Source organism: Streptomyces sp. VNUA24 (assembly GCF_029167005.1).
GTDB lineage: Bacteria > Actinomycetota > Actinomycetes > Streptomycetales > Streptomycetaceae > Streptomyces > Streptomyces scabiei.
In genome coordinates this window covers 223,631-238,901 of the sequence record NZ_CP119143.1, presented here as the reverse complement: position 1 = coordinate 238,901, position 15,271 = coordinate 223,631, and the positions used below count along the sequence as shown (strand labels likewise).

7 protein-coding genes are annotated in these 15,271 nt (G+C 73.1%); all 7 read left to right on the top strand.

Translation table 11 applies throughout. The annotated features are described in order from the left end of the window. Positions 1–14 precede the first annotated feature (14 nt). Genes PYR72_RS00970 through PYR72_RS00940 form a run of 7 tightly spaced genes read left to right on the top strand, consistent with a single transcriptional unit; the run spans position 15 to position 15,255 of the window. Positions 15–6,317, top strand: a complete 6,303-nt coding sequence (locus tag PYR72_RS00970) for a type I polyketide synthase (RefSeq protein WP_275453356.1) — start codon at positions 15–17, stop codon at positions 6,315–6,317. Then, the gene (locus tag PYR72_RS00965) at positions 6,310–7,431 is read left to right on the top strand and encodes a DNA alkylation repair protein (RefSeq protein ID WP_275453355.1); all 1,122 of its coding nucleotides are present in this window, start codon (positions 6,310–6,312) and stop codon (positions 7,429–7,431) included. The genes PYR72_RS00970 and PYR72_RS00965 overlap by 8 nt, the downstream gene beginning before the upstream one ends. Beyond that, entirely contained in the window at positions 7,428–11,336 is a 3,909-nt protein-coding gene (locus tag PYR72_RS00960) for an aminotransferase class I/II-fold pyridoxal phosphate-dependent enzyme (RefSeq protein ID WP_275453354.1), read from the top strand. The genes PYR72_RS00965 and PYR72_RS00960 overlap by 4 nt, the downstream gene beginning before the upstream one ends. A gap of 59 nt (positions 11,337–11,395) precedes the next feature. After that, a complete protein-coding gene (locus PYR72_RS00955) occupies positions 11,396–11,704 on the top strand; it encodes a hypothetical protein (protein WP_275453353.1) in 309 nt (102 codons plus the stop codon). Next, entirely contained in the window at positions 11,701–12,849 is a 1,149-nt protein-coding gene (locus PYR72_RS00950) for a class II histone deacetylase (protein WP_275453352.1), read from the top strand. The genes PYR72_RS00955 and PYR72_RS00950 overlap by 4 nt, the downstream gene beginning before the upstream one ends. Continuing rightward, positions 12,842–13,687, top strand: coding sequence for a thioesterase domain-containing protein (locus tag PYR72_RS00945; RefSeq protein ID WP_275453351.1), 846 nt, complete (start codon positions 12,842–12,844; stop codon positions 13,685–13,687). The genes PYR72_RS00950 and PYR72_RS00945 overlap by 8 nt, the downstream gene beginning before the upstream one ends. Next, positions 13,684–15,255 (top strand): MFS transporter, encoded by a 1,572-nt coding sequence (locus PYR72_RS00940; RefSeq protein WP_275453350.1) that lies wholly within the window; start codon positions 13,684–13,686, stop codon positions 15,253–15,255. Before PYR72_RS00945 ends, PYR72_RS00940 begins: the two co-directional genes overlap by 4 nt. The last annotated feature ends 16 nt before the right edge of the window (positions 15,256–15,271 follow it).

Here is a 15,271-nt window from a genome sequence, read left to right as displayed (position 1 = left end):
ACGAAAGGACCGCTGTGAGCGAGCCCGACAGCCGAATCGCCGTGATCGGCATGGCGGTACGGCTCCCGGGGGCCGAGGACGTCACGGACTTCGGGGCCCTGCTGAGGCACGACGGGGTCGAGGTCGACGACGTCCCGCCGAGCCGCTGGGCCCGGGGGCTGTACCTCGGGGACGGCGCCCACCAGGGCACGCACCACCGCGGTGCCTTCCTGCTGGACCCGTTCTCCTTCGACCACGCGGCGTTCGGCATGAGCGCCGAGGACGCCGTCCTCCTCGACCCGCAGCAGCGCGTGATGCTGGAGGTCGGTGCCCGGGCCCTGGAGGACTCCGGCTATCTGGGGGCGCGTCGGCGGCTCGACGCGGGCGTGTTCGTCGGCGCCCGTATGAACGGCTACGGGTTCGATCACGGACGGAGCCCGGGCCCCGGGGGCGCCCAGGCACCCGGCCTCGCCGGGGAGCCGAGGGCAGCCTCCCTCTGGGGCCGGTCGCAGAACTTCATGGCGGCCTGGCTGTCCGACCGGTTCGACCTGGCGGGCCCCAGCCTCGTCGTCGACACCGCGTGCTCGTCCTCCCTGTCCGCCGTCTGGCTGGCCTGCCAGAGCCTGACGGCGGGAGCCTGCGAGCTGGCCGTCGTCGGCGCGGTCGACCTGCTGATCGACCCGCTCACCTTCGTCCTGCTCTCCCGCACCGGAGCCCTGTCCCCGGACGGCCTGTGCCGGACCTTCGACCGCAGGGCCGACGGGTATGTGCCCGGCGAGGGGGCCGTCGCCCTGGTCCTGAAGCCGATGCGGGCGGCACTGGCCGACGGCGACCTGGTCCTCGGAGCCATCGCCGCGACCGCCGTCAACAACGACGGCCGCACCATGGGCGTCACCTCGCCGAACGTGGAGGCCCAGGTCGAACTGCTCGGCAAGGTCTACGAGCGGATCGACCCCGCGACCGTCCAGTACGTCGAGGCCCACGGCACCGGCACGGCCATCGGCGATCCGATCGAGGCGCGCGCCCTCACCGAGGTGTTCGGCCGGCACGGCGTGCCCCGCAACTCCGTGGCACTCGGCTCCCTCAAGCGCCGCATCGGCCATCTGCACTCGGCGTCGGGCCTGGCGGGACTGGCCAAGGTCATCGTCATGCTGCGCGACGGCATCGTCCCCGCGCTCACCGTCGAGGAGCCCAACCCCCGCCTGGGCCTGGCAGACAGCCCCTTCCACCTCCCCGCCACGCACGGCCCCTGGCCCGAGACGACCGTGCGACGCGCCGCGGTGAGCGGCTTCGGCTTCGGCGGGACGAACGCGCACGTCGTCGCCGAAGCCGTACCCCCGGCTCCGCGCGCCCGGAACCGCTCCGGCGGGCAGCCCCGTACGGTCCACGTCCTGCCCCTGTCGGCCGACACCCCGTACGCGCTGCGGGAACTGGTCGCGCAGTGGATCGAGTTCCTGCCCACCGTGTCCGACGACCTCGACGACGTGTGCGCCACCGCGCGGCTGGCACGTCCGCACCGCTCCGAGCGGGTCGCCGTCCGCGGCGCCGACGCCACGGCACTGACGTCCGCCCTGCGCGCCTGGCTCCTGCGGTACGACGCGTCCGACACCGCCGCGCCCGGCCTGCTCGCCGTATGCGTGCGGCCCCGGGAGGACGAGACAGCCCCCGACTGGCTCGTCGCCCTCGACCGCTCGGTGCCGCCCGTGCACGAGATCATCGGCCGCTTCGAGACGGCGACCGGAGCACGCCTGAACGACTTCACCGGCGAACTGCTGCGCATCAGCGAGGGAGTCGCCCTCACGGTGGCGCTGCGCGACGCGGGGTTGCCGGACAGCGCGGTGGACCTGCCCCCGGGGTGGGAGGCGATCCGGGAGTTCGCCTGGGGCCGCGTACCGCTCGAAGAGGCGTTGGCCGACGTCCTGCGCCACGACGGTGACCCGGCCCCCGAGCCCGCGCACCAGCCCACCGCCGCCGCCGACCTGTGCGCCCGCCTGGCCCGGGCCCGCGACGGCCGGGACGTGGCCGAGGTACTCGCCGCGCTCACCGCCGACCTCTTCGGGGCCGGCCGGGACATCGACTGGGCCGCCCGCCAAGGGGACACGGCATGGCACAAGCGCCTGCTGCCGTCGGCCCAGCCGCGCGGCCGGGCCCTCGACCTGCGCGAGCCTCAGCGCTCGCCCGAACCCGGCACGCCCGCTGAACTCGTCCGGGACGAGGGCACCGACGGATACGTCTTCACCCGGGTCTTCGGGCCCGGCGAGACCGCCCTTGCCCAGCACGCCGTGTACCGCAGGATCATGCTGCCGGGGGTGGCGTGGTTCGAGTTCCTGCGCGAGGGCGCCGCGTTGCGCGGCGAACCCTTCCACGGAGTACGGGACCTGCTGTTCCACCGCCCACTGATCCCCTCCGGCGCGTGCCGCGTGGTGTGCCGCGTCGACGCGCGGGGGCGGTTCACCGTGGCGGACGACCGGAACGGGGACCCCTTCGTCACCGGCCGGCTGCTGCGCGAGCCCGCCGCCGAACCGGCCCCCGTACCGATCGCCTCACTCATCGGTTCCTGCGCGCAGGTGCACGCCGGCTCCGGTCTCTACCGGTGGCTGCGGAGGATCGGCTACCACCACGGCCGCTACTACCGGAACATCTCCTGGGTGGCGGGCCTCCCGGACGGCGGCACGCTCGCCCGGATCGAGGGGCGTCGCCAGCGGGAGTCGAACCCGCCCGGCGTCCAGCTGTTCCCGGGGTTGCTCGACAGCGTCACCATCGCCGCGATCGCCCCGGACAACCCGGTGTTCGGCGCCGCCGAGGCGTCCGCGTTCATTCCGCTCTCGGCGGGCCGGGTGGACGTCCACGGCCCGCTGGACGACGCGGCCTACGTCCGCACGGAGATCGCCTTCTGGAACGAGGAGGCCTGCCGCGTCACCCAGACGGTGACCGACGCGACGGGCCTGCCGCTTCTGGTCTTCGGCGACATGTCGTCCAAGAGGGTGCCGCTGGAGGCGTTCAGCGACGAGGTGGCCGCGCTCGGCGGTGCGGCGACGGCGGCCGACGGCGGCCGTACGACAGGCGCTGCGGCCGGAGACACGGCTGCGGCGTCCCGAGGTACGGCTGCGGCCGTCCCCGCCGCCAAGGCAGGCACCGTCGCCGGCAGTACGGCCCCGACCGGGCCCCGCGACACCACCACCCCGCCTCCCCTCCGCCCTGTGCCCGCCCCTGCCCCCGCGGCGCGCGGTGACCGGCCGACGATGCCCGGGCGGGTGCTCGACTGGTTCCTGGAGCTGACGGGGACCTCCGCGGACGACGCCGACACGGAGTTCCTGTCCGCCGGGTTCGACTCGGTGGGCCTGGTGTCGCTGAGCGAGCGGATCTCCCAGGAGTTCGGGCTGTCCCTCTACCCGACGGTGTTCTTCGAGCACCCGACACCCCGGCAGTTCGCCGAGTTCGTCCTGACCGAGGCCCCGGACCTGGCCGCCGCACTTACCCCGTCGCCCCGCCCGACCGACGGGACGTCAATCCCCGCCGCGCCGCCCGCGCCCGCCGAGCCCACCACCACACCCCGAACAACCGCCGACCCGACCCCGGCCCCCCGCCCGTCCACCACGAGGCCCGCGGCGCCCGCTCCCACACCCGCCCCCGACCGCACACCCGCCCCCGGCCCCACACCCGACACCCCCCGCTCCCGCGACATCGCCGTCGTCGGTGCGGCGGTCCGTCTCCCCACCGCACGTACCCTCACCGGCTTCGCGGATCTCCTGCGCGAAGGCCGGGACACCGTGCGCGCGCTGCCCGACGGCCGCTGGAGTCGGCCGTCGCACGGACCCGCCCCGCACGCCTCGTTCCTGGAGGCGGTGGACGAGTTCGACCCGGGCCCGTTCCGGATCTCGCCCCGGGAAGCGCCCCTGATCGACCCCCAGGCGAGGATCGTGTACGAAACGATCTGGGAGGCCCTGGAGGACGGGGCACGGGCGGGCGAGCGGGCCGAGCACAGCCGTACCGGACTGTGGATCGCGTACAGCCACGACCACTACCACGAGGAGCGCGCCCACCACGGCGTACCGGACGGCCGGGGCCTGGGCCTGGAGGCGATGATCGCGAACCGGCTGTCCTACCTGATGGACTGGCACGGCCCGAGCGCACTCGTCAACACCCTCTGCTCGTCCTCGCTGGTGGCTGTGCACACGGCCTTGCAGCACCTGCGCGCCGGGGACATCGACACGGCGGTGATCGGTGCTGTGCACGCCGCCATCAGCCCGGAGTACTTCCGCTCGATGGGCGATCTGATGGCCCTGTCACCACGGCACCGCTGCCGAGCCTTCGACAGCACCGGCGACGGCTTCGTCCCCGGTGAGGGCGCGGTCGCCGTCGTCCTGCGCCGGTACGACGACGCCCGGCGGGACAGCGACCGGATCCGGGGCCTCATCAAGGGCGCGGCCGTGAACCACGGCGGCCGTACCACCCGTTACTCCGCCCCGAGCCCCCGCGCCCAACGGGACGTCATCACGGCGGCGCTGCGGGACGCGGAGATCCCCCCGGAGACGGTCGGGCTGTTGGAGGCGCACGGTACGGGGACGAGCCTCGGCGACCCCATCGAGATCGACGGGCTGACCCGGGCGTGGCGGGAGCACACCGAGCGGGCGCAGTTCTGTGCGATCGGGTCGTTGAAGTCGAACGTCGGTCATCTGGAGCCGGCCGCCGGTCTGGCGGGTCTGGTGAAGGTGCTGCTGGCGATGGAGCACGAGGTGATCCCGCAGACGCTGCACGTGACCCGCCCCAATGACCACATCCGTTTCGAGGACACGCCCTTCTACCTCGCCGACCGCCCTCAGCCGTGGCGGCGTGGCGGTCACCCGAGGCGGGCCGCGATCAGCGCGTTCGGCATGGGCGGCGTCAACGCCCACGTCATCGTCGAAGAGCCACCGGCGGCGCCCCGGGACACCCCTCTCCCGCAGGACAGCCACATCGTGCGGGTCGGCGCGGCGGACGAGGCCACCCTGCGCGACCTGGCCGGCGCCTACGCCGACCAGCTGGCCGGTACCGCCGAGGACCGGCTCGGCGACTTCGCCCGCACCGTCAACACCGCACGCTCTGCCCACCGTTACCGCACGGCGGTGCACGGCACCACGGCCCGCGAATTGGCCGCCCGGCTCACGGAGGTCGCCTCGGCCACCACACCCCCGACCCGCCACACCCGTACGGCGACGACGACCGCGTTCCTCTTCACCGGGCAGGGCTCGCAGTACGCCGACATGGGCCAGGGGCTGAGGGCCACCGAGCCGCACTTCCGCGACGCGCTCCAGGAATGCGCCGACCTGCTCGTCCCCTGGACCGACGTGCACCTGCCGGACCTGCTGTACGGCGACGCCCGGCATCTGCTGGACCGGACCCGGTACGCGCAGATCGGCATCGTCAGCGTCCAGGTCGCCCTGGTGGCGTCCCTGCGGGCGGCCGGGGTCCGGCCCGACGTGGTCGCCGGGCACAGCCTGGGCGAACTGACCGCGGCCTGGGCGGCCGGGGTACTGGCCCTGCCCGACCTGCTGCGGCTGACCGCGCTGCGCGGAGAGCTGATGCAGGCCCAGCCCGCGACCGGAACCATGGCCGTCGTCCACACCGACGCACAGGCCCTCATGGCCGAACTGGAGGCGTACCCCGGCCTCGAGATCGCCGCACACAACGCGCCGCGCGTCCACACCGTCAGCGGCCCGGAGGAGGTGATGGCCCGCTTCCGCCGGGAAACCTCCGCCCGCGTACAGCCCCTGACAGTCAGCCACGCCTTCCACTCGGCGGTGATGGAACCCGCTCTCGCCCCTTTCGCCGACGCTGTGGCCGCCACCCCGCTCGCACCCCCCTCGATCCCCTTCGCCGACACCCTCACCGGCACCTGGCACAGCGATGTCACCGCCACCGACCCCGGGCACTGGGCCCAGGCGATCCGCCGTCCCGTCCGCTTCGCCCAGGCCGTCACCACCCTGGCCGAGACGGACCCCCACGCCGTCTGGGAGATCGGCCCGCATCCGCAACTGGTCCCGCTCGCCCGCGCCACGCTCACCGAGGAGCGCCCCGACCTCGACTGCGCGTGGATCACCACCCTCCGGCGGGGCCGTGCGGACCAGCCGGAGTTCCACGCCGCTCTGACGGCGCACCACAACCACACCGGCACCGACCTGAACTGGACCGGCCTCCATCACGGCAAACACCAGAGCGTCGCCACCGTCCCCGGCTACCCCTTCCGGCGCCGCCGGTTCTGGATCGCATCCGGCACGCCCGCCGCACCGGGCCCCGACACCACGACCACCGACAGCACCCATCCGCACGAGACGAAGAGGCCCGAGCACCATGGCTAGCGAATACGGACTGAAGCGACACTTCAACGGTGAGGCCGCGCGCCTCATCGGCGGCAAGGTCCGCGCCCTCCACCCCGAGTTCGACGTCGAGGGATACGCCACCGAAGTCGAACAGCGCATCCCCGGCAAGGAACTCAAGGACCGCGTCCTCGTCCTGACCGAGGGACTGCGCACCCGGCTCCCCGAGGACTACCCGGCCGCCGTGGCCGTGCTCGTGTCGATCCTCGGCGACGACCTCGCCGAGGGCGAGGGCATGTTCAACACCAGCTGGTTCCTCATGCCGGTGGCCAGGTTCGTGGAGGAGTACGGCCGGGACCACCCCGAGGTCTCGCTGGATGCCATCGAGGAGATCACCCGGCGCCACACCGGCGAGTACGCCATCAGGCCCTTCGTCGAGCATCACTACGCGATGACCATGAAGCGCGTCGCGCAGTGGGCGGTCAGCCCGAGCCACAACGTACGGCGCCTCGCCAGCGAGGGAATCCGCCCGCGTCTGCCCTGGGCCCGCACCCTCGACGTGTTCGTGAAGGACCCTGCGCCCCTCCTGGAGATCCTCGAACCCCTGCGCAGCGACCCCTCCGAGTACGTGCGCAAGTCCGTCGCCAACAACCTCAACGACATCTCCAAGGACACCCCCGACATCGCGCTCGCCACCGCGCTGCGCTGGCTGGAGGAGAGCCCCACCCCCGAGACGAACTGGATCGTGAAGCACGCCCTGCGCACCCTGGTGAAGAAGGGCGACCAGCAGGCCCTGGCCCTCCTCGGGGCGACGGGCGGCGAACTCGTCCAGGTCACCGACCTGCGCGTCACCCCCGGGGCGGTGGTCGTCGGGGACACCGTCGTCATCGACTTCACCGTCGAGAACCCCGACGACCGGGCCCACAGCGTCACCGTCGACTACGTGGTCCACCACGTGCGCAAGAACGGCCGCAGCATCCCCAAGGTCTTCAAGCTGACGACCCTCGAACTCGCCGCCGGCGAACGGCGGGTGGTACGCAAGAGCCACCCCCTCAAGGAGGTGCAGACCCGCCGGTACTACGCGGGCGAGCACGCGGTCGACATTCAGGTGAACGGCCTGGTCAAGGCCACCGAGCGGTTCGACCTACGCACATGAGCGGCACCCGGGTCCATCTCGCCGCCACCGATCCGCTGGTCTACGACCACCGGATCGGTGACACCCCCGTCGTCCCGGCCGCTGCCCAGATCGACGCCCTGCTCACCGCCTGCGACACCCGACGGCCCGACCGTGTGTGGACGCTGGAGAACGTCACCTTCCGCGCCCCGCTGCGGGTGACCGGGCCCGGCGTCGACCTGAGTGTGGTCACGGCCGACGACGGGCGCTGCGCGCTGCGTTCGCACCCGGCCGACCGAGACGGCGCGCCGGTCGAGCACAGCACGGCGCACGCCAGTGGCGTCCCCCTGCCACCGCCCCACTACGTCGACCTGACCGGGCTGCGGGCCGACTGCACGCGGTCCGTCCCGCTGACGGACGTGGCCGCGTGGCGGCGGGCCAGCGGCATCACGTACGGGCCCGCCTACCGGGCGATCCGGTCCGCGTACCGGGGGCCGGACCGGATGCTGGTGGTGCTGCGCGCGGACGACGACCTGCACGGGACCCGGTTCGTGCCGCCGCCCCTGCTCGACAGTGTCTTCCAGGCCCTGGGCATGGTCGACGACGGGGCCGCCGGGGCGTGCCTGCCGTGGTTCGTGGGCCGGCTCGTGGCCCGTCGGCGGATCTCCGGCACGGTCCTCGCCCTCGTGGAGCGGGACGCGTCGGCCGGGTCCCTGGGCGGTGCCGTACGGGGGAGAGCCACCGTCTGCAACCAGCAGGGCGAGGTGCTGCTCGAACTGGACCGCGTCACTCTCAAGTCACCGGCCCCGCCCCGGCCCGCCGGGGCGGTGGGGGAGCGGGACCGGTCGGCCCGGTCCGCCCGATCTGCCCGGTCGGCGAGCGGCTCGATCGAGACCGTCGTCTGGCGCGGGACCGAACCGGCCGTCGTCCCCCGGGCCTCCGATGCCCCGCTGCTCCTCATCTCGGCGCAGCCGATACCGGCGCCGCAGGGCCGGTCCGTCGTCCGTCTGACGCCGGACGAGCTGACCGAGGAGCGCCTCACGGACGTGCTCGACGGGACGCCCGTGGGCGCGGTGCTGTACGCCGCGCCCACGGGCGTCCCGGCGAGGGAGGAGCGGGTGGGAAAGGCCCTGCAGGGGGTGTTCACGCTGGTACGGCGGCTCGCGGCACGTCCGCCGATGCCCGATCTGCTGATCGTCACCGCCGGGGCCCACCAGGTGGCGGGAGAGGAGAGCGTCGACCCCTTCATGACCTCCCTGTGGGGACTCGGCCGCACCTTGCGTGTGGAACACCCCCGCACGACCGTCCGTCTGGTGGACCTGGAAGCCGGTGCCGAGCTCACGGCGACCGCGCTGGAGGAGGTACTCGGACAGACCGAACCGGAACTCGCCCGCCGCACGGGCGGCTGGTACCGGCCCTCGCTGGAGCCGAGCGGGCGCGCCCCGGAACCACCGTCCGACGGCGGCGCGCGGCTTCCCCGGTTCCGCGGCGGGCGCTTCCTCATCACCGGCGGCATGGGCGGCATCGGTCTGCGGGTCGCGGAGTTCCTGGCGGCCGAAGGGTGTGCCCGTCTGACCCTCGTGGGCCGGACCGTCCCGGACGCGGGGGAGGCGCGGGCACGGCTCGACCGACTCGGTGCCCTCTGCGACCTGGACACCGTGGCCGCGGACGTCCGCCGGCTCCCGGAGGTGCTCGACGGCGCCGAACGCTACGACGGGGTGTTCCACGCCGCCGGAGTGCTGCGCGACGGCCTGGCGCGCACACTGACGCCGGACCGGATCGGGGACGTCCTCGGCCCCAAGACCGGCGGGGTGCACGCGATCGCCGAGCTGATCGCCCGCGGCGGCCCCCCGGACTTCGTCGCCCTCTTCTCGTCCGTCGCCTCCGTACGCGCCAACCTCGGGCAGAGCTCCTACGCGGCGGCCAACGCCTACCTGGACGGCTACGCGGCCCGCAGACGCGCCGACGGCGAGCCCTGGTTCAGCCTCGGCTGGGGGCTGTGGAACGTCGGCATGGGCGAGGGCATCGCCCCGAAGGCCGCCGCACGCGGTGTCCCGGTCCTCACGGCGGACAGCGGAGTCGCCCTGCTGCGCACCGTCCTCGGCCGCCCACCCGCCCACTACGTCCTGTCCGCCGCCGTCGACGCGAAGGAAGAACCCATGACCGCTGTGACACCGGAACGCGGGCTCTGGCTGTCCCTGACCACGGCCCTGACGAACGTCCTGCACGTCGACGACGTGGCACCCGAGGACGAACTGCTGGAGCTGGGCCTCGACTCGATGATGGCGGTCGAGCTGGCAGCCGCCTTGTCCACCGACGGCTTCGAGGTCGACCCGGTGGTCTTCTTCGAGCACAGCACGGTCGGCGCGCTCGCCGCCCACCTCCAGCCGCCGACCCGTACGACCGCGCCGACCCAGGCCCCCGCGACACCGCCCGTGCCCACCCCGCCGGCCCCTGGCCCCATCGCCCCGGCCCCGGAGAGGGAACGCCCGGCGCCGGCCGCCGCGCACCGGAGCACGGCCGACTCCTTCGTCCCCGACTGGGACCGTTTCCGCGCCCCGGAACCCGCCGCCCGCCCCAAGCACGGCCCGGCACCCGCCCGACCCCTCCCGGCCGCTCCACGCACAGCGCACCCCACGAACGCGCCGCTTTCCGGGGCGACCACGTCCCGGACGGCTCCGGCCCCCGAGGCACCCCGACCCACCGCCCGCATCCCCCGACGCACCCTCCCCGGCCGCCTCTCCAGCAGGCCCGACGGCACCTTCCTGGACCGGCGCATCGACACCCTCTCCGTGGAGGACCGGGTGGTCGTCGCCAAGGACGAGTACTTCTACGAACCCGTCATCGAGGAGGCCCGGGGCGCCCGCATCAAGTTCGACGGCCGCTGGTTCCTCAACTTCGCCTCGTACAGCTACCTCGGCCTCATCGGACACGACTACATCGAGCAGCAGGCGCTGCGTGCCCTGGAACGGCACGGGACCGGCGCCCACGGCGTACGGCTCCTCGCGGGCACCCTCCATCTGCACCGCGAACTGGAGCTCACGCTCGCCCGGTTCCTGGGCACCGAGGACGCCGTCGTCTTCTCCAGCGGCTACATCACCAACGTGGCCACGGTGGGCGCGCTGGTCGGCCCCGGCGACGTCATCATCGGCGACGTCTACAACCACGCCAGCATCCTCGACGGCTATCGGTTGTCGGGCGCCAAGGTCGTCACGTACGCGCACAACGACCTCGCCGACCTGGAGCGCGCCCTGAGGAAGGCGGGGGACGCGGGACGGCTGGTGGTCACCGACGCCGTCTTCAGCATGGACGGCGACGTGGCCGACCTGCCGGGCATCGTCGAGCTGTGCGAGCGGTACGACGCCCCGCTCATGGTGGACGAGGCGCACAGCCTCGGTGTGCTCGGCCGTACCGGACGCGGTATCACCGAGCACTTCGGCATCGACCCGGCCCGCGTCGACGTGAAGATGGGCACGCTGTCCAAGACCGTGCCCAGCGCGGGCGGTTACATCGCCGGATCGAGCGACCTCGTCTTCGCGCTGAAGAACAACGCGCGGGGCTGGATGTTCTCCGCCGCCGCGACACCGGCCCAGGTGGCGGCGGCCAGGGCCGCGATCGAGGTGATCGACGCGGCGCCGGAACTGCCCCGCGAACTGCGGGCCCGGACCGCCCGCTACCGGGAGCAGCTGCGGGCGCTGGGCTTCGACACGCTCACCGGGGAGACGCCGGTCGTGCCGATCATCTGCCGCAGCGCCGAACAGGCGGGAGCCATGGCCCGCGCGTGCCAGCTCGACGGGCTGTTCGTCCAGCCGATCGTCTACCCGGCGGTGCCAAGGACCCTGCCGAGGCTGCGGACGATCGTCAACCTCGGCCATTCGCAGGCCGACCTGGACACCGCCGTCGCGACGCTGGAGAAGGCCGGCCGGGCCTGCGGCCTCATCACCTGACCACGGAACCGACACGCCACGACGTCGCACGACCACATGACGACCAAGGGGAAACGGACATGACGGACTTCGACCAGGCGGCGTTCTTCTCGGCGGTACTGAAGACCATCGCCTCGACCCGCAACCACGGTACCGACCGGGACGAGCACACCAAGGGCGTGGTGGAGCCGGCGGCGCGCATACGCTCCGTCGAGGAGGAGGCAGGAGAGCGGCGGCTCACCTCCGGCGAGACCGGTGAGGTGCTGGACCTGCTCGACTCCACGTTCCGCGCCAAGCGCACCCCGGACGAGGAGCGGGAGTACTACCTCCAGTACATCGAGAAGGTCTCCGGCGTCAGCCGGGCCTCCCTGGGTGTGTCCGCCTGGTGAACACGTCCGACCTCGCGTGGTTCAGCCACGAGATGTGCTTCTGGCACGACCCCGGGCCCGGCTCGGGGTACGTGCCGGTGGGTCCCGGCGTCGAACCGCTCCGCCAGTTCGCGGTCGACCCCGATCTGCGCCGGGCCGAGGGACTGGTCCGGGCGTCCGGCGTGATGGACCGGTACACCCGCGTCACACCCGCGCCCGCCCCGGACGAGGACCTGCTGCTGGTGCATGTGCCGGAGCACATCGAGCGCGTCGAAGCGGTGTCGGCGTCCGGCGGGGGTGACGCCGGCGTGTACGCACACGTCAACTACCACAGCGCACAGGCCGCGCGGCTCGCCGTCGGCGCCTCGGTCCAGGCCGTCGAGCAGGTCCTGGACGGGCGGTTCCGGCGGGCGTACTGCCTGGTCCGCCCGCCCGGCCACCACGCGGAACCCGACCGGGCCATGGCCCTGTGCCTCTACAACAACGTGGCCGTCGCCGCGCGAGCCGCGCAGCGCCGCGGGGTGCGCCGGGTGCTGATCCTGGACTGGGACGTGCACCACGGCAACGGCATCCAGCGGGTGTTCTACGACGACCCCGACGTCCTGTACGTGTCGATCCACCAGGACGGGCTCTTCCCGGCGGCGTCCGGCCTCGTCGGGGAGACGGGTACGGGCGCCGGGACGGGCAGCACGCTCAACGTCCCGCTGCCCCCGGGGGCGGGGCACGACGCCTATCTCGCCGTCGTCGGCCGTGTCGTGGAGCCCGCGGCCCGTGCGTTCGGCCCCGATCTGATCCTGGTCGCGGCGGGCGTCGACGCGAGCGGCCACGATCCGATGGGCCGCATGATGTGCACCAGCCGGACGTTCCACGCCATGACGTCGGCGCTGTGCCGACTGGCCGACGAACTGTCCGGAGGCCGGATCGTCTTCGTCCACGAGGGCGGCTACTCGGCCTGGTACCAGCCGATGCTCGTCCTGGGCACGGCGAGCGCGATCGCCGGTCTGCCCGCCCCGCAGGACCCGTTCCTGCACTCCCTGGACCATCTGCCGGGGCAGCGGCTGCAACGCCACCAGAGCCGCGTGATCGAGCACCTGGAGGCCCGCCACCCGCTGCTGGCCCCTCAAGTGACTGCCACCGGCCCGGGACGGGGAGCGGCCGATGGGTAACTGGTGGATGACCGTCGGCGCCGGCGCCCGCCGGGCGCCCCGGTTCCGTGTGGTGGCCTTCCCGCACGCCGGCGGGTGGCCCTCCGCGTTCCGCTCCTGGTGGCAGCTCCTGCCCGCCGACGTCGAACTCGTCGTCGCCCAACTGCCGGGCCGGGGCGCCCGTATCAAGGAGCGGCCCCTGACCCGCGTCGAGCCCCTCGTCGACGCGCTCGGCCGGGACCTCGCGGACCTGCCCCCACTGCCGTACGCGGTCGTCGGCCACAGTTTCGGCAGCGTGCTGGCCTACGAACTCACCCGGCTGATGGAGCAGAAGGGGCTCGCGCCGCAGTTGCTGGCCGTCTCGGCGCGGCAGCCCCCGTGCTTCCCCGACGAGCCGCCGTTCGCCCACCTCAGGAGCGACGCCGAACTGCTGGAACATCTGCTGGACATCGGCGGTATGACGCCGCAGCTGATGAACCGGGCCGATCTCGTCCAGCCGTCGCTGCGGGCCATCCGCGCGGACCTGGAGGCGATGGAGCGGTACGAGCGGCCGCTGTCGGGCACCGGCGTGCCCATCCTGGCGTTCGGGGCCGTCGACGATCCCGTCGTCGTCGCCGAGCGGCTGCACCTGTGGTCCCTGGAGACGACCGGCGGTTTCGGCCGGCTGATGTTCACCGGCGGTCACTTCTACCTCTACGAGCCCGCGCACGCCGCGGCCGTCCTCCACCGTCTGGTGGCCGGCCGGCCCGGCGCACCGCATGCGGGCGTCCCGGACGAGGGCCGTGTCCCTGGTCCGCCCAGCCTCCCGGTACCCGTTCCGGGCGGCGATTCGAAGTACCCCTTGAAGGAGACAAGTTGAGCACCATCACCGATACCCCCCACCAGGCCGGACCACGGGAGTGGCTGGGCCTGGCCGTGCTGGCGCTTCCCACGCTGCTGCTGTCGATCGACGTGAGCGTGCTGCACCTGGCGGTCCCACACATCAGTGAGGGCCTGGACCCGTCGGCCTCCCAGATGCTGTGGATCATCGATATCTACGGCTTTCTGATCGCCGGCTTCCTGGTGACCATGGGCACGCTGGGCGACCGTGTCGGCCGCCGGAAGCTGCTGCTGATCGGCGCCGCCGCCTTCGGTGTCGCCTCGGTGGCCGCTGCCTACGCCGACAGCCCGGCCGCGCTGATCGCGGCGCGCGCGGCGCTCGGCGTCACCGGCGCCACCCTGATGCCCTCCACGCTGGCGCTGATCAGCAACATGTTCCGCGACGCCCGGCAGCGAGGTGTGGCCATCGCGGTCTGGGTCACCATGTTCTCCGTCGGCATCGCACTCGGCCCGGTGGTCGGGGGCGCCATGCTGGAGTACTTCTGGTGGGGGTCGGTCTTCCTGCTCGGCGTGCCCGTCATGGCGCTGCTGCTGGTGGCGGGCCCGGTACTGCTGCCGGAGTACCGCGACGAGCAGGCCGGCCGGGTCGACCTGGTCAGCGTGGCCCTGTCCCTGGCGGCGATCCTGCCGGTGATCTACGGCCTGAAGGAGATCGCCAACGAAGGTGTGTCCGCGCTGCCGCTGCTGGCCCTCGTCGTGGGCCTGGTCGTGAGCGCCGTGTTCGTCCGTCGCCAGCGCACCCTGGAGAGCCCGCTGCTGGACTTCCGCCTGTTCGGCAACCCCGCCTTCCGTACGTCCCTGGTGACGCTGCTGCTGAGCATGCTGGTCGCGGGCGGCACCTATCTGTTCGTGACGCAGTACCTGCAACTGGTGGGGGGGCTGTCCCCGATGAAGGCCGGCCTGTACCTGCTGCCCGCCGCCTTCGCACTGATCGTGACGGCCGTGGTGTCCCCGATCGCCGCGAGCAGGATCCGGCCCGCGTACGTCGTCGCCGGCGGCCTGGTCGTGTCGGCGCTCGGCCACGTCACGCTGGCCCTCGCGGACAGCACCTCCGGGATCGCGCAGGTCGTGACCGGCTTCGCCTTCGTGTACGCCGGTGGCGGCCCGCTCATCGCGCTGGGCACCGACATCGTGGTCGGATCGGCGCCGCCCGAGCAGGCCGGGTCCGCCGCGGCCATCTCGGAGACCAGCACCGAGCTGGGCATGGCGCTCGGCGTGGCCATCCTCGGCAGTGTCGGTACCGCTGTGTACCGCAGTGGTGTGGACGTTCCCGCCGAGGTCCCGGACGGCGCCGGTGACACGCTCGCCGGGGCGCTGGAGGCGGCCAAGGGTCTGTCCTCGGACCTGGCGGCGGCGTTCGCCGACTCGGGCCGGGCCGCGTTCACCGACGGCATGAACGTCATCGGGGTCATCGGAGCGCTGGTGGCCCTCGGGACGGCCGTGCTCGTCGCCGTCGTCATCAGGTTCCCGCCCACGGGAGCGGCCGAGGAGCCGACCGGGGAGTCCGACGAGAACCCTGCCGCGCCCGTGCAGCAGACCGCCTCCTGACCCGGGAGCGGCCCGT